This is a genomic window from Acetobacterium tundrae, from assembly GCF_008086615.1.
In the GTDB taxonomy this organism is placed as follows: Bacteria; Bacillota; Clostridia; order Eubacteriales; family Eubacteriaceae; genus Acetobacterium; species Acetobacterium tundrae.
Genome location: NZ_RXYB01000011.1, coordinates 76,502 through 92,052, shown reverse-complemented (window position 1 = coordinate 92,052; position 15,551 = coordinate 76,502). Strand labels below are relative to the sequence as shown.

The 15,551-nt window shown below is 39.3% G+C and carries 13 protein-coding genes, 2 pseudogenes and 2 riboswitches; all 15 genes and pseudogenes read left to right on the top strand.

All coding sequences use genetic code 11. The features are described from left to right. Window positions 1-92 precede the first annotated feature (92 nt). Window positions 93-419 carry an ArsR/SmtB family transcription factor gene (locus FZC40_RS10245; protein WP_148603967.1) on the top strand — a complete coding sequence of 109 codons (327 nt, stop codon included), beginning with the start codon at window positions 93-95 and terminating at the stop codon, window positions 417-419. Between the two features lie 101 nt (window positions 420-520). Beyond that, window positions 521-1,306, top strand: coding sequence for an EFR1 family ferrodoxin (locus FZC40_RS10240; RefSeq protein ID WP_148603965.1), 786 nt, complete (start codon window positions 521-523; stop codon window positions 1,304-1,306). Window positions 1,307-1,727: 421 nt separating this feature from the next. Beyond that, window positions 1,728-1,812, top strand: a riboswitch (cyclic di-GMP riboswitch). Between the two features lie 236 nt (window positions 1,813-2,048). Next, window positions 2,049-2,466 (top strand): annotated as a pseudogene (gene tnpA, locus FZC40_RS10235) (IS200/IS605 family transposase). Between the two features lie 85 nt (window positions 2,467-2,551). Continuing rightward, window positions 2,552-2,635, top strand: a riboswitch (cyclic di-GMP riboswitch). Window positions 2,636-2,758: 123 nt separating this feature from the next. Then, the gene (locus FZC40_RS10230; RefSeq protein ID WP_148603963.1) at window positions 2,759-4,108 is read left to right on the top strand and encodes an ice-binding family protein; all 1,350 of its coding nucleotides are present in this window, start codon (window positions 2,759-2,761) and stop codon (window positions 4,106-4,108) included. A 40-nt stretch (window positions 4,109-4,148) separates the two neighbouring features. Further along, the gene (locus tag FZC40_RS10225) at window positions 4,149-5,633 is read left to right on the top strand and encodes a hypothetical protein (RefSeq protein WP_148603960.1); all 1,485 of its coding nucleotides are present in this window, start codon (window positions 4,149-4,151) and stop codon (window positions 5,631-5,633) included. Between the two features lie 80 nt (window positions 5,634-5,713). Further along, on the top strand, window positions 5,714-6,493 hold the full coding sequence (locus tag FZC40_RS10220; protein ID WP_148603958.1) for a hypothetical protein: 780 nt from the start codon (window positions 5,714-5,716) through the stop codon (window positions 6,491-6,493). A 77-nt stretch (window positions 6,494-6,570) separates the two neighbouring features. Further along, window positions 6,571-7,122, top strand: a complete 552-nt coding sequence (locus FZC40_RS10215) for a hypothetical protein (protein ID WP_148603956.1) — start codon at window positions 6,571-6,573, stop codon at window positions 7,120-7,122. Window positions 7,123-7,559: 437 nt separating this feature from the next. Further along, window positions 7,560-7,682 (top strand): annotated as a pseudogene (locus tag FZC40_RS10210) (IS200/IS605 family transposase); the annotation flags it as partial. A 248-nt stretch (window positions 7,683-7,930) separates the two neighbouring features. Continuing rightward, on the top strand, window positions 7,931-8,578 hold the full coding sequence (locus FZC40_RS10205) for a cobalamin B12-binding domain-containing protein (RefSeq protein ID WP_207706716.1): 648 nt from the start codon (window positions 7,931-7,933) through the stop codon (window positions 8,576-8,578). Continuing rightward, a complete protein-coding gene (locus FZC40_RS10200) occupies window positions 8,571-9,584 on the top strand; it encodes a uroporphyrinogen decarboxylase family protein (protein WP_148603954.1) in 1,014 nt (337 codons plus the stop codon). Before FZC40_RS10205 ends, FZC40_RS10200 begins: the two co-directional genes overlap by 8 nt. Window positions 9,585-9,588: 4 nt before the next feature. Next, window positions 9,589-11,211 (top strand): ASKHA domain-containing protein, encoded by a 1,623-nt coding sequence (locus FZC40_RS10195; RefSeq protein ID WP_186843793.1) that lies wholly within the window; start codon window positions 9,589-9,591, stop codon window positions 11,209-11,211. Continuing rightward, complete coding sequence (locus FZC40_RS10190; protein WP_186843792.1) at window positions 11,211-12,599, top strand: sensor domain-containing diguanylate cyclase; 1,389 nt, start codon at window positions 11,211-11,213, stop codon at window positions 12,597-12,599. The genes FZC40_RS10195 and FZC40_RS10190 overlap by 1 nt, the downstream gene beginning before the upstream one ends. A 115-nt stretch (window positions 12,600-12,714) precedes the next feature. Continuing rightward, entirely contained in the window at window positions 12,715-13,209 is a 495-nt protein-coding gene (locus tag FZC40_RS17280; protein ID WP_207706715.1) for a hypothetical protein, read from the top strand. Continuing rightward, complete coding sequence (locus FZC40_RS17275) at window positions 13,175-13,369, top strand: hypothetical protein (RefSeq protein ID WP_207706714.1); 195 nt, start codon at window positions 13,175-13,177, stop codon at window positions 13,367-13,369. The genes FZC40_RS17280 and FZC40_RS17275 overlap by 35 nt, the downstream gene beginning before the upstream one ends. A gap of 143 nt (window positions 13,370-13,512) precedes the next feature. Continuing rightward, window positions 13,513-15,360, top strand: coding sequence for a sensor domain-containing protein (locus FZC40_RS10180; RefSeq protein WP_148603950.1), 1,848 nt, complete (start codon window positions 13,513-13,515; stop codon window positions 15,358-15,360). Window positions 15,361-15,551: the final 191 nt, after the last annotated feature.

Below are 15,551 nucleotides of genomic sequence, written 5' to 3'. Positions count from 1 at the left end.
AAACTTTATATTAGTATGAACTTTCTGAAAATAAAAGATAAAAACTATTGACACGTGCATTAGTGCACACGTATAATAAAGGTGGTGATAAAATGGGAAGTGAAAAAAACGCATTAGTATGTGGCAATTTTATTGAAGATAACATTGATTTTGATTTTTATAAGGCTTTATTTGATCCAGTGAGAAGCAAAATACTGGTGTACATTGCTAGTAATGGAAAAAAGAGCGTTAACGAAATTGCTGAAAATTTTACACAAGATAGATCAGTAATTTCAAGGCACCTGGATTTAATGAATCGTTATGGAATTGTCAGTAAAACAAAAATAAACAGGTATGTATTTTATGAAGTAAACAGTAAATTTATCTTTGATAAATTTGAAGAAACAACAACAAATTTAAAAAGACTTATGGAATTTTGAAAACTGATGTAAGTAATAGAGATGGCAGAGATGTCTTTTTTATTACTTACATACGTGCATTAGTGTGCACGATAACATAATAAATATTGAGGAGTTAAACGATGATTAAGAATGCTGTGTTTTATTTTTCAGGTACTGGAAACAGTTTAAACATTGCAAAAGATATTGCTAAAGAAATGGAAAACTGCGAAATTATTTCAATGGGTAGCAGTAAGAATTATGATTTACAAGCAGGATACGAAACGATAGGATTTGTTTACCCAACATATTATAGAGGAGAGCCGCAAAAGGTTCGTGAATTCATATCAAACCTTAATCTGAAAAATAATCAGAATACATATTATTATGCAATAACAACCTGCGGAAAATACGATGGCAACGCACTTGTTCATATTAAGTATTTACTAAAAAGAAAAGACATAGATCTGACCTACGGAAAAAAGATTGTTATGTTTTCAAATTATGTTGTCGCTTATGATATGAGAGAAACAATTGAAGAAGAAACTAAACAGTCACAAAAAGATTTAATACAAATTATTCAATCAATAAAAAACAGAGAAATCAATAAATTATTTATTACAGAACCGTTGCAAGAAATAGCTTATCGGGTTTTAATTAAATTCGCACATAATATGGATAAGCATTATAATGTGTCTGATGACTGCATTGGCTGTGGCATATGTAAAAAAGTATGCCCGGTAGGTAATGTCGATTTAGATGACAATAATATACCATGTTTTAAACATCATTGTGAGCAATGTGTTGCCTGTATTCAATATTGTCCAAAGAAGGCAATAAACTATAAAAACAAGACACAGAGTAGAAGAAGATATACTTATCCAGGTATAAAGTACACGGAATTAGCTGAAATGAACAAGAATGATTAATATATTTGATTAAAAATTGAAAGAAAATTACGGAATATGCGATTATTAATTTATAATTAAAAATGTCCGCCCCCCTGAGGTCAATTTTAATTGACAATCAATACGCATTTTGCTGGCAAGAGCAAGTTATATATGTGCTATGTTTACAGCTTTTTCAGAAATTATTGGCCAGACGATCTCGTCCAATTGGGCATTTGATCAATATACAGAAATAATGGTTTGACGGGGATGGCTTGCCACGGACGTCAATAAAGTGATTGTCTTGGAAAGTATACGCTTTTTTTCTTCAAAAACCATTTTAAAGGTAATGTTTTTTTATTTGCGAATTAAAAGATCGTTTTTGACACTCTAACCATTAATTGGAACAATAAAATAATTAATAAATTAGCTTGATAAATATGCACACATGTGATAGGTTGATATTAATAAAGGGCAAACTTACCGGGAGGTAAGGACGCAAAGCTATAGGGTCTGAGTAATCTTTTTGCAGACAGCCAGTTGCAGATTATTATTTCTTTAATTTATTTATGCATTATGCAACGTTAAATAACGTTGCTTTTTTATATAGACTTTAGTCTGTTGAGCGCGCAAAGCGAGCGAAACAATAAAGCACCTGCTATGCGGGTGGTGGACAAAAGGGTTATACCCAAAAATCACCTTTCCGAGTAAAATAGAGATGTTCAGGCTCTATCAAAAGTAAGGAAAGGTGATTTAGACAAATAGTTTAGCTCATACAAAATGGATGTGCAAATATCATATTGTATTTACATCTAAAGTATAGACGAAAAATAATTTATAATCAATACCGGGAAAGTATTGGAGAAATATTAAGACAATTGTGTAGATACAAGTGAGTTGAGATTATTGAAGGGCATCTGATGCCAGACCATGTGCATATGTTGGTGAGTGTTCCACCCAAAATAAGTATAGCTCAATTTATGGGATATCTCAAAGGAAAAAGTGCATTGATGATATTTGACAAACATGCAAATTTAAAATATAAGTTTGAAAATAGACATTTCTGGGTAGAAGGATATTATGTTAGCACAGTTGGGTTAAATGAAGCAACCATACGGAAATACATTGAAGAACAAGAAAAATATGATATAGCATTGGATAAATTGAGTGTGAAAGAATATGAAGACCCCTTTAGGGGATAGCTAGTAATACGAATGCTCCTTTAGGAGCAAGCAAAAGTAACAAAGGCGTTTGGAAAACACTTCAGAATAGATTTATAACGTAAAATTAAATATTGGGCAAACTTATCCAAAGATGAGGACGCAAAGCTATAGGGTCTAAGTAGTTTTTATATGACAGCCAGTTGCAGATTATTTAAAAAAATGACGCAAAGTAACTATAGTGATTCTATCTACAGCAAAACATATCACTATCTTACTCTAAACTTCTGATGTTACATGAAAAGTTAAGATGATATAGAAATGAGTGATTAATATGCTGAAATCATCTTTTGGGTTGCAAACGTTTACGTTCACTCTTGTGTTATTCCTGTCACCGATGTTAACAGCATTTGCCAGCGCGGCAGAACCAGAAACGATAGTGGATCTGGGTGCGGGCATCAATTATGCTGTTTTTGCTGGTACGGAAATTATCAATACTGGAACAGCCACAAAAATTACTGGTGATATTGGGACATCACCAGTAACGCTCATCACCGGGTTAACGACCGATCAATTGACCTCAGAAACGACACCTGCAAATGACGATAACACCAATCTCGTCCAAAATGATTTAATCACGGCTTATAATAATATAAAGGATCGAGATAATGCTAAAGCGATTACCACTAATCTGGGCGGACAAACACTCTCCCCAGGAGTTTACTCATTAAACTTACCGGCAACTGTAACAGGAACGCTTAAGCTTGATGCTCAGGGTGATATCAACGCGGTATTTATTTTTCAGGTAAATTCAACTCTGATCACCGAAAAAAACAGCAGGATCGAACTTATTAACGGAGCACAATTCAGTCGCGTTTTTTGGCAGGTTGCAAACAATGTAACGTTGGGAGAAAAGACTAACTTCAAAGGGAATATTCTTGCAAATACTTCCATTTTTTCGGAAACTGATGTTACCGTGCAAGGGCGCTTGTTGGCGATCACAGGTGGAGTTACCTTAACTAATACGCAAGTAGATATGACTGAAATAGTACCGTTAACGGATAGCGATAATACAGAGCTTCCAAAGCCCGGCGATATCCCCAAAATTGTAGAAGAAACACCGAAGATAGTTGAACCGGTTATCAATATTCCTCAAGCTGACAATTCGCCTGATAGTGCCAGTGCTGTGCCGGCAATCGATGTGCCAAATAGGGTACCAGCAAATACAAGCCCAGTTCCGGCAGCAACCACAGCAGGTGATTCAATAACTCTTGACGGAGCAGGTGACACATATAAAGTGACCATCGACTGGGGATCAATGATATTTAACTATGATTTGGGAACTTGGAATCCGAGTGCTCACTCTTGGGTTGGCGGAGGATGGGATGCAGCTGGCTTTAATGGAAGCAATAATCAAATAAACATAATGAACGAATCGACCCAGCCAGTGACTGCTGCGTTTACTTACACTCGTGATGAAACTTATGGTGGTTCAACAACGGGTACGTTTGAAGATAATAATGGGAATCAAACGGGTATTATGGAATTACCGCTATGCCCAGCCGGTGGGCCTGCACCAACAGCCAGTACCTATCTTAAACTTCAGGGGCAACCCGCTCAAATTGGTTCTACCCCAACGAAAATCGGATTGATCAGTATTCTGTTAAACTCAGTATTACCCTAGATTCTAACCGGAAACAAATGTTTAGAAAGAAGGCATAATGATGGCTAATAAAAATGCAGTTTGTGGCGGATTTGTCGCGTTGAACAGTGGCATGATCGTCGACTGTTATTCGAATATGACGGTTTTGGGAAAAGGAACGGCAGCAGGCTTTTGCGGCAATAACAAAGGTGAAATAAAAAATTCTTATAGTACCGGGCGTGTCAAAAAGGCAAAAGTCACGGGTGGGTTTAGAGCTAAAAATTCAGGATCTGTCGTTAATTGCTTTTTTAATAAAGGCAAAGCTAATTCGAAAAAGCTGGTGGACATCGGTTTGGGTAAGCTGGAAAAAGACCTGACTTTTGAAAATTTCTATAATCAGTTGGATTGGGATTTTGAAAATATATGGGAAACGGCAGATAGTGTGATGGAAAATCAGCATGAACCTTTTCTGCCCACATTTATAAGCAAGAAATTTTACTATGAACTACCGTCTGAAAAAGAAGTTATCGAACTGTCAACAGCACAACAGCTCTTTAAAATTGCTGTAAAAATTAATGAAGGCGACAAAATTTTCGCCAAGGTGCGGTATCTGCTCGTTAATGACATTGACCTTAAAAACAAGAAATGGACACCGATCGGCGTCGATGAAAACAATCCGTTTAGTGGTACCTTTGATGGCGGCGGTTACTGCATAAAGAATCTTTTGGTCAATGACAAAGATTTGGAATATGCGGGATTCTTTGGAGTAATCAGAGATGCGGTCATTGTTAACTTAGGTATTGAAGGGGTTGTAAAAAAAGGTAAATATTCAGGTGGTTTAGTCGGTGTTAATGACGGCAGCTCCATTAACTGCTGTTTTGCTAACTGTGAAATAACCAGCAGCCAATTTCCGGGTGGTCTGGTAGGGAAAAACAATGGTGAAATTCGGCATTGCGTTGTTTTTGGAAAAATAAAAAATGGTGGCAAAGCATTGCTGCCATGGCTTTTAGGGGCAGGGGCATTCGCCGCATCGATGTTAGGTGTTTTAGCCTGGTTTTACATGGGCAAGACGCCTACCTATCCGGCAATTCCCATTGACGATAGTGTGTCTGTTATTCCAGATGAAAAAATACAACCCAGTGAGGGAAACTCGGTCTCTTTTGAATTTGCAAAAGAGATTATATTTCAAAATGCACAATCCGGAGGTGTTTTTGCATTTAAGAATCCTGGGGATTCAACCAATAATATTGTCGTTGAACTCCAGCTGACCGATACTGAAATGATAAACACATTAGGTTCGACTGGCCGAACCCCATTGGAACAGGCCAGAATTGAAGCGCAACCTGGATACTCGCCAGATACAACCCGGCAGGTGATTGGGCGATCTGGAGCAATCCCACCGGGATATGCATTGGATGAAATTAAATTGCAATTATTACAGGATGGAACGGCACTTAAAAGAGGTGAATATAATGCTATTATCTATCTTGTGTTTTATGATATAACGACCAATGAACAGGCCATGCTGAATACTCAGATGCCGGTAAAGTTAATTATATCAGAGTAGATGACAGAAACATATCTATGAAAGGAGAAAACAAAATGAAAAAACTTAGTGCAGTGATTGGAACCATAACAATAATGGCCATGATGGTAACGCCCGCTTTTGCGGCACCCTTAGATCCTGGCGACATTACAGGTGGAACGGGTCATGATGTAAACGGAACAACCACACAAACGGATGCTTACAAGGCAACTGTAGCATGGGGTTCCATGGCTTTCGATTATGACTTTGGGACATGGAGTACATCTGCTCACACATGGAGCGGAGCTGGATGGAGTGCAACAGATTTCGATGGCACAAAAGATCAGGTAAAAATCACCAATGACTCAAGCCAACCAATCAACGCTGCTTTTGCTTATACCAAAGATTCAGCTAAAGGTGGAGCAACGACAGGGACATTTACAAAAGTAACAGGTAATTTGGATGGTGATAAAACAGGTACTATGGCGTTGGATCTTTGCGCAACAAGTGGGACTGCTCCGGTAGAGGAAACTTACCTGAATCTACAAGGTGCACCGGCAGCAAATACTACTGCAGGAAAAGTGGGCGCAGTTACAGTGACACTTGCAACTTCACCATACAGTTCAACAACTGAACTTGCCAAGATTTTAGATACAACAGTAGCATCGGTAACGGCAGCAGCAAATACAGAAGTGCCGGTAGAAACAGCTATGACTGAACTAGCGCAGGCTGCTGTTACGTCAGGTTATACAGTTACCATGGCAAGTGGTATTTACACACCGATTGATACGACAACTGGTACGTGGGTTGGAAAATTTATAGTCACCAACGATAACACCCCATCCAACACAAAGACTGATGCAGCTGACAGAACCATCGCAGTTGTTGTTACTATAGTATAAAAAAGTAAGATAGTTTCAGAAAAGGGCAGGCAATCTGCCCTTTTTATATAAAATATAAATGCTGAAAGGAATAACTGATGAATACCAACAGAGAGATCCCTCAACATTCAAAAGCGTCCAGAAAAACCGTGGTTTTGTACCTGGCACTTATTGGCGTCATCCTCATAGCCTTGATACTGACTGGGATTATACTCTTTCAGCGATTGAACACGCCCCTCCAATTTGTTCCTCCCGGGTTTGATCCATCAGCACAAGTCGGAGAGCCTACACCGGATATCGATTTAGGTTACACCACCGTGAATGTGGAACAAGGGTTTGAGATTAAGCTTTGCGGCAGGCTATTCGTCAAAAATAACAGCGTCGATATCAATCTAACCAATCCTGCATCAAATGATGTATGGATGAAGACCGAATTGCAGGATAAAAATGGCAAGGTACTTGCCAAAAGCGGTATTATTAAACCAGGAGAATATGTTCAATCAATTGCTCTGCTTAAGAATGTGACGGCAGAAGAAACAAATGTAAAAATAGTTGTAATTGGCTATGCTCCAGATACATATGCCAGCAGAGGAACTGTTGACATGAATACAGTGTTGCTTAAACAAAAAGAATTTTCTATTGATCCATGAACGAGTACAATACAAATGTTCAATAGAAACTCCACTAATCTGAATCATTGAATTTTTAATCTTATATTCCAAATTTGCGTTTTTGTTACACATTACAAAATGGCGCAATTTTTAAATTAATTCTCCGTTTTATGTCTCTTCACCTTCTTGCTTAAACTCTTTTTCATCACGTTTCATCGCATTGCCTTCTTAATCTCATTAACTGGGGCGGGACAACTTAGTTGCAAAAATAAATCAATATATAAATCGTTATTTTATAATAAAACTCTTGATGTATAAAAAGGTTAAATTTACCATATCAATTAAAAAAATAATGATAAGGAGGTCAAGTATGGCTTTATTTGAAGAGAACCAGTTAAATAGAAAATATTAATCCCCCCCAGCTGTGCTGGAGAGATTAGGGTAAATGGAACAGTTCAAGTCTATCGCACACAAAATGGAATCGATCGTTTCGGGCAAGAGGGTACTATGTATCGACCAGCGGAAACATTACTGAAGAAGCTATAAAAAGATACATACATGAACAGCAGGAAGAAGCAAAAAAAGAAAAAACTAGATAAGAGCCTCTTTTAGAGGCAGATGGTAACAATGCTTACTAATGATTCACCAATAATCTATTTTAATTCACTGTTATCAAATTATAATGTCACACTGATCTCGACTGATTTGAAGTGGTAATCCAGGTTGATGACTTTAAAAGATTGGTTTTGACAGAAAAATATGGGTATTAATAATACTATTCAAAGCGACTTCAACCGACAAAGAATTCTGCTTTTTATTAATTATTTTAGAAGGAAGATGGTTTGGAATGACAGCAAAAATGATGGAACCTCTGGTAGAAGCGATTGTTATTGGGGACTGCACCCAGTCCCTCGATCTGGCTAGGAATTTATGTGACACTGGGATTAGTGCCAAGGAAATAGTTGTTAACGGGATTGAGGTAGCAATGGCGCAGCTGGATGAAAAATGTACGATGGAGCAGTTCAACCTTTTGGAAATCATGCTGACCGGGCGAGCCGCAATGGAAGTGATGAAATATCTGTTCCCTTCCGGTGAAATGGTGACAGCAAGAAAAGGAACGATTGTCTTAGCAGTTCTGGAGGGTGATGTACACGATATTGGAAAGAACATTCTCAAGATGATTTTAATCGCAAACGGATACCAGGTGGTTGATTGTGGGAAAAACTGCCCGATTGAAAGGCTTTTAGACGTCATAGAAAAGGAAAAACCACTCGCAATAGGGTTAAGCGGATTAATTTTTCCAGTAATCCCAATGGTAAAACAAGTAAAGGAACAGATGCAGGCACGAGGAATTTATGTGCCAAAAATTATGGTCGGAGGCGCTGCGCTTAAGCAATCATCAATGGAAAATCTTAATGTGGATTTTCTCGCAGAAACGGCATTTGACAGCGTTAACTATTTGGAACAACTATCTGGGGGTGAATCAAATGAATAGTTTAGAGCGAATCAGTGCAGTCTTAAAATTTGAAACACCAGACCGAGTTCCGGTGATTCCTCAAATATTTGGTCTTGCTGGTGTTATGGCCAGAATTCCTGTTGATGAATATGTCAGAGATGGTTTTATTCTCGCTGAGTGTCAGATCAAAGCGGTTAAAAAATATGGCTATGATGCCGTGTTTTCAGTGATGGACACCAGTTTGGAAGCAGAGGCGGTGGGAGCAATTCTGGAATATAAAAAAGATATGTATCCCACAATGAAGACGTATGCAATACCGGATACGGGCATGATTGATCATCTTGTTTTGCCTGACCCAAATGAGGCCGGACGTATGCCTGAAATGCTGAAAGCTCTAAAAATCCTTCGTAGTGAGTTTGGAGATGAGCATCTGGTGGTAGGGTGTGTGATGGGTCCTCTGACCATCGCCACCCAATTGCTGGGAATGGAAAAGGCTTTATATTTAGCCATTGACGAACCAGGCGTGTTTATTAAGTTACTGGATTTTTGCACCGAAATAGCCATTGAATTTGGTCTCGCCCAAATCCATGCGGGCGCTCATTTACCACTGGTATTTGATCCCTCTGCATCTCCTGCTGTAGTCCCTCCCCAATTTTTTAGAGAAATTGAGTTGCCACAGCTTCAAAAGCTATGCAAGACTTTTGCCGAAGCAGGTTCCATTGCCAACTGGCTTCATATTGCCGGTCCATCAGCTTCTATTTTACCCTTTTATCCGAGTATTGGGGTTGATATTGTAAATATCGATTATTATGTTACCCCTCAACAAGCGGCAGAGATGCTCCCTGATATGTGCCTGGATGGAAACATTAAATCACTATCGTTTATTGAAGATAGGCCAGAAGAAATTGCTGCCAAATCCTCTGAGCTTTTAGATTCCTTTGAATCCCGGGGTGGGTTTATCCTCTCTTCCGGCTGTGAAATTCCACCTCAGTCACGTCCGGAAAATATTGCCGCTATGGTAAATGCGACAAAGGAAAGAGGGTGACCTTATGCCAATATTATCTTTTGTTCAAGAGGAAAAACAACATCAAATCCCCTTTGAAATAGGTGTGACAATACGTGAAATACTGGATACAACACAGTTAATGGCAACCATTGTCGGATGCCGGGGCAATGGGGCATGTGGTTTGTGTATGGTTCATATCAAGGCCGGGGAAGTAAATGAACCCCACCCAAATGAAAGGGTTCATCTTTCCCAGAACCAGATAAACCAGGGGATTCGTCTTGCCTGTCAGACCAAACCTTTTCAAAATGTTCGAATTGAATTGCTCTATTCTGTTTTTGAATCGAACTGGAGAAGTATTCCAGATAATGAATATTTTTTTGACACATCGAATAAAGACCAACCTTTTAAGAATAATAAAACTGAAAACCAACGAAAGTCTTATGGTGTCTCTGTCGATTTGGGGACAACGAATATCAGCCTTACCGTTTGGGATATGGAAAAAAAGATACGAGTGGCAGACCGCCAGGGTTTAAATGGACAATATTGTTTCGGCTCTGATGTTATGACAAGATTGACTGCCGCATGCAAATCAGTTGAGAATGCACAAAAGCTAGGCATGGCAGCACGAAATTCAATCGGCGAGGCCATTTGGGATATTGCCTCAAGAGAATTTATCGATCTTGAACAAATTGAACAGGTGATAATTGTGGGAAATACATCTATGCTTACCCTTTTGTCCGAAAAAAACTATGAATTAATGCTAAATCCTGAATTTTGGGAAAAAGAGATTGACTGCCAGCCTGAAGACAGCAAAAGCTGGGGTGAGCTTTGGAAAATTTCACCAAAAGCAACGATTGAAGTTGTTCAGCCTCTTGCCGGATTTGTCGGCTCAGACCTGATTGCCGGTGTTCTCGCCACACAAATCATGGATCAGTTAGACGTAACTTTACTCATTGATTTTGGAACGAATACTGAAATTGCCTTGTGGGATTCTAATAAATTATGGGTAACTTCTGCCGCGGGGGGCCCAGCTTTTGAAGGGTGTGGTATTTCATGTGGAATGCATGCAAAACCCGGGGCTATCTTTAAGATTGCTTGGACAGATGCCCAAGCTGACTATCATTTCGAGGTAATTGGCGCAGCGGAACCAAGGGGTATTTGCGGCTCAGGCATGGTTGATGCAATCGCAGCTCTTGTAAATCAGGGCAAACTTAACGCTAATGGAAAGTTTCTATCACATGACATAACTGAAGGGTCTTTCGTTTTGGATGAAAAGCATAAAATCAGCATTAATAATCATGACATTGATGTTTTTCAACGTGCCAAGGCTGCTGTGGGAACAGGAATTGACTGTTTATTGGATAATGCCGGAATGAACCTGGCAAATATTAAAAAAATAGTTGTCTGTGGAGCGTTTGGCGTTTTTTTAAATGTGGAAAATGCGCAAAAAATCGGTCTTCTACCAGAAATTGCGCCTCAAAATGTTATACTAGCGGGAGATACTGCTTTAGCCGGGTGTGAAATGCTATTATTAAATGGGAATGACATAGATTTGGTAAAAAATATAAAAAGCAAGGCTGAGCTCATTAATTTAGCAAATTATCCGGAATTCTACAACGTGTTTTTAGAAAATCTTTTTTTAAAACCAATGGGAGAGCAAATATAATGGTGAAAGCACAAGCAGGAAACATATTCCAAATTGAAAGTTTTATAAAAGCGACCCAATATATTCTGCGGCTGACACCAATGCAGGATATTTGGGAGCATACGGGCAGTTTGATCGTAGAGTATTTTAATGCAGAATGGGTGGTCTTTGTTCAAAGTGACAAAAACAATAAAATCAGAGTTCATTCTAGCACTTCTTCCGAGTTTGAACTTCTCTTAAGTTCGAGTGATGGTACAATTGAAAAGATTATTCTAGATACCATCGAGAGTGGATTTATCGCTCTGGAAGAAATAAAGTCACCAGAACCTTTAAGGTCAGTTTTTGTACCCATTATGAATTGCGATCAAGTGGATAAAATTATGATCATTGCCCACAAATCAACCGAACCCATTCCAAGGGAGTTGATCAACATCTATCTGGGATTCGCAGGCTTGGTGGGTACCGTCAATGAGCTTAGAAATTATCCGATTCACCTGGAGAAATTAGTCGGAGAACGGACCACCGAAATGGAAAAAGCATTAAAGCAGAATGAGCTGATCCTTCATGCTGTTGGTGATGGAATCTATGGTGTTGATGCAGAGGGCCGGCTTACTTTTATTAATTCGGCTGCCGCACAAATGGTAGGCTGGGAATCGGATGAACTACTTGGTAAGAAAAGCCATCATATATGGCATCACACAAAAAGTGACAATTCTTCTTATCCTGAAGCGGATTGTCCTCTTTTTGGAGCTGAAAAGGATGGAACGGTTTATCGTAGTGATGACGATATCTTCTGGCGAAAAGATGGGACATGCTTTCCTGTGGAATACATTATTACACCCATTGTGGAAGGAGACCCGAGTGCAGGGGCTGTGGTTGTTTTCAGGGATATTACTCAAAAAAAATTAGCAAAAGAGGAACTCGAATATTTTGCATATACAGACCCAATGACAGGGGTTTCTAACCGCAGAACTGGATTTATGATATTGGAGAAAGAATTAGATCTGGCGTCAAAAAAAGGCATGCATTTATCAGTATGTTTTCTTGATGTGGATGGACTCAAAAATGCTAATGATACGTATGGACATGAAGAGGGAGACAGTTTAATTAATTTAATTACCACCAGTATTAAATCATCTATCCGTGAGATTGATGCGGTGAGCCGAATGGGAGGAGATGAGTTTCTCATTATTTTTCCGGGGTGTCATGAATCCGATGTTGAAAAAGTAATCAATCGAATAAATGAAAAATTAGAAGCATATGATAAGAAAGGGTTAAAGCCGTATAAACATTCGTTTAGTTATGGTATATTAGAACTTATAGCAGACAGCAAATTAACTGCGAATGAAGTCATAAAAGTGGCAGATGAGAAAATGTATCAAAATAAGATATTAAAAAAGACAGTATAATAAATGGAGAAAACTGGAATGTTCTCAAGCTAAGTTAAGAGTATCTTGATTACTTCATCACCCTTTATTGATTTATAATTAAAATTGACCGCTGAAAGAAAGGAGCAACGAAAAAATGAGCAATCAGAATGAAGGATTGATTACCTTTGATCTAACAAATTTCACCATCCATGAAGTAACGGAATGTGGCAGGGCGGTACGGACCATGGGTGTGGGGGCTTCAAGTATGGAGGCGGTGGCGGGCAGGATCGTGAACTATCTGTACGACACCCTGATTGACGGACAAACCGGTGAACGTGCCTGTACGCTGATCCGCTTTTTCAAGACTCAGACCTATGCAGATCTTGATGATGAGCTTAAATCCTTTGCTATAAACCTGCTCGGTGGGAGCACTCCCCTGCCGAAGATGAAGTGTTTTACCCTTTTAGGGACCGTTGGGGAAAACGAGGAATGGAAACAGAGAGGATCATCAAATGGGCATAGGGCGATTCCGCTACCATGCGAGGAGGTCATCCATCAGATTCCGACTGATGCGAAATCTGATCAAGCAGTTGGGACTGGATGTGCGTTCAGTTGTGAAACCGGATCCAGCATTCCTGCTGGATATTGAGCAGAAGAGCTATGGCGTGTTTCTTGTTCCACAAGCACTCGGTAGTCCTTATATCCCCGCCCAAAAAGAATTTGTCGTTCCCTATCAGATAAAGTCAGTTATGGGATTTGGCGGAATGCTCCCCATGCTGGATATCTTTGTGATTATTATATTTCTTTGAGTCCCTATTTCAAGGAAAACGGCGGATCTTTTTAAGAACCTGTCATTGAACATAAAACTGGCGGTATTACCCTTTGAAAAAACGGTGTTCGCTCGCCCGGGTGAAGATCACTTGCCAAACGTAATGGAAGGAGACTAGCAAAAATGGATGATGATGGCATTATGGTTGTTGAAAATCAGCTTTTCAAGTCTCAAATAGCAGCTCTGGAACAATTGCTTGATGTATATGAAAAGAGCGTACTGGAAAAGACGGATGAGCTTTACGCGGAGATTATCAAACGCAAGCAAATTGAAGAAGATCTCAGGCAGTCCGAAGAGAGATATCGAACCATCATGGAAGAGATGGAGGAATGGTATTTTGAAACAGACCTAGCTTACGACATCACTTTTTTTAACGATATTTTTGCTAAAGGTTTAGGCTATTCTCAAAATGAACTCATCGGCATGAATTTTCAAAGCTTCGTAAAAAAGGAAGATTTAAATTCGGTCTCCAGATTATTCCATCATGTCCTTAAAAAAAATGACTCAACTAAAAATTTTCTCTGTGAATATATCCAAATAGGCGGGACCATAGCCTCAGTTGAGTTCTCTATTTTCCCCAAATGGGACAAGGAGAACAGGATAACCGGTTTTCGCGGAGTTGGGCATGACATCACTGAACGTAAACGCGCCGAAGAACAGATTCAGTACCTCGCCACCCACGATAGCCTGACAGGACTGCCCAACCGTTTGATGTTCAGTCAACTACTGAATCACTCAATCCAGTCTGCACGACATCATAAACAACAGTTAGCCGTTTTCTTCATCGATCTTGATCATTTCAAGATTATCAACGATACCAAAGGTCATGATGCAGGCGATCAACTATTGCAGGATATTGCCCAACGATTTCAGCAAACGCTACGTGCGGCCGATATCGTTGCCCGTCAGGGAGGCGATGAATTCATCATATTAATCGAGGACGTAACTACGTTGAGACAAGTCGGAATTGTCGTCCGCAAGATACTTATCAATACGATCAAACCGGTGGTTCTTCTGGGTGAAGAATGCCATATAACGGCGAGTATCGGCATCAGTATTTATCCAACAGATGGAGAGGATGCACAATCACTGATGAAAAATGCGGATATAGCCCTTTATTTTGCCAAAGAAGAAGGCCGAAATGACTACCAGTTCTACTCCAAAAGTATTCAATTACAATCAACTGAACGATTGTCTATTGAGGCAAACCTGCGGCATGCGTTGGAGCGCAATGAGTTCTCTTTGCACTATCAGGCAAAAGTTGATTTCAAAACAAATATGATTACTGGAGTAGAGGAATTGTTGCGCTGGCAGAATCTATCGCTTGGTTCGGTAACCCCGACACAATTCATTCCCGTGGCAGAAGAAACAGGATTGATTCTATCCATCGGTAAGTGGGTAATGAGGATGGCGTGCGCTCAAAACGTTGCATGGCAAAAGCAAGGGCTTCCAAACGTCTGCATGTCGATCAATTTGTCGTTACAGCAACTCAAGGATGACAATCTGATAGAAGATGTCAGGATCGTTCTGAAAGAAACGGGTATGGCACCAAATCTTCTGGAACTTGAAATTAAAGAAAATATGGTATTATATGATATTACACATATGATTTCTGTATTGAATGAAATTAAAAGCTTGGGAGTGCGGTTGGCCATGGACAATTTCGGTGCCAATTACTCGTCTTTTTCCCAAATTAAGGTTTTCCCCATTGATACGCTCAAGATTGACCGTTCCTTCATTCGTAATGTCCCGAAGGAAGTTGAAGACAATAATATCACCCAGGCTATTATTAATATTGGCAACACTTTAAGTTTAAATGTAGTCGCCGAAGGGGTGGAAACGCTAGAACAAATGAATTTTTTAAAGGACCACTTCTGTAATGAGATGCAAGGTTACTATTTCAGTAAACCCATTGTGCCAAAACAGTTTGCCGACCTGCTTCGGGAACATGTTCCTACTCCACTAAAGTGACCTTACTCAAAATAATCGAAATACTTATTGTCAATTATTGGATATTATCATAAAAGCATCTATATATTTATGCACCGATCCTCAATGCGATTAATACTGTAGCTCGAATTATTCATGAACTCTGATAATTTATGAAACTGCATCACCCAAAGACTATTTTCAGGATAATACCCTCGAAAATAGTGAAACGT

Bases quoted from the DNA above. Each gene is read 5' to 3' on its own strand.
- FZC40_RS10195 (WP_186843793.1), top strand. From the start codon at position 9,589: ATGCCAATATTATCTTTTGTTCAAGAGGAAAAACAACATCAAATCCCC.
- FZC40_RS10205 (WP_207706716.1), top strand. From the start codon at position 7,931: ATGACAGCAAAAATGATGGAACCTCTGGTAGAAGCGATTGTTATTGGG.
- FZC40_RS10200 (WP_148603954.1), top strand. From the start codon at position 8,571: ATGAATAGTTTAGAGCGAATCAGTGCAGTCTTAAAATTTGAAACACCA.
- FZC40_RS10245 (WP_148603967.1), top strand. From the start codon at position 93: ATGGGAAGTGAAAAAAACGCATTAGTATGTGGCAATTTTATTGAAGAT.
- FZC40_RS10190 (WP_186843792.1), top strand. From the start codon at position 11,211: ATGGTGAAAGCACAAGCAGGAAACATATTCCAAATTGAAAGTTTTATA.
- FZC40_RS17280 (WP_207706715.1), top strand. From the start codon at position 12,715: ATGAGCAATCAGAATGAAGGATTGATTACCTTTGATCTAACAAATTTC.
- FZC40_RS10215 (WP_148603956.1), top strand. From the start codon at position 6,571: ATGAATACCAACAGAGAGATCCCTCAACATTCAAAAGCGTCCAGAAAA.
- FZC40_RS10180 (WP_148603950.1), top strand. From the start codon at position 13,513: ATGGATGATGATGGCATTATGGTTGTTGAAAATCAGCTTTTCAAGTCT.
- FZC40_RS10225 (WP_148603960.1), top strand. From the start codon at position 4,149: ATGGCTAATAAAAATGCAGTTTGTGGCGGATTTGTCGCGTTGAACAGT.
- FZC40_RS10240 (WP_148603965.1), top strand. From the start codon at position 521: ATGATTAAGAATGCTGTGTTTTATTTTTCAGGTACTGGAAACAGTTTA.
- FZC40_RS10230 (WP_148603963.1), top strand. From the start codon at position 2,759: ATGCTGAAATCATCTTTTGGGTTGCAAACGTTTACGTTCACTCTTGTG.
- FZC40_RS10220 (WP_148603958.1), top strand. From the start codon at position 5,714: ATGATGGTAACGCCCGCTTTTGCGGCACCCTTAGATCCTGGCGACATT.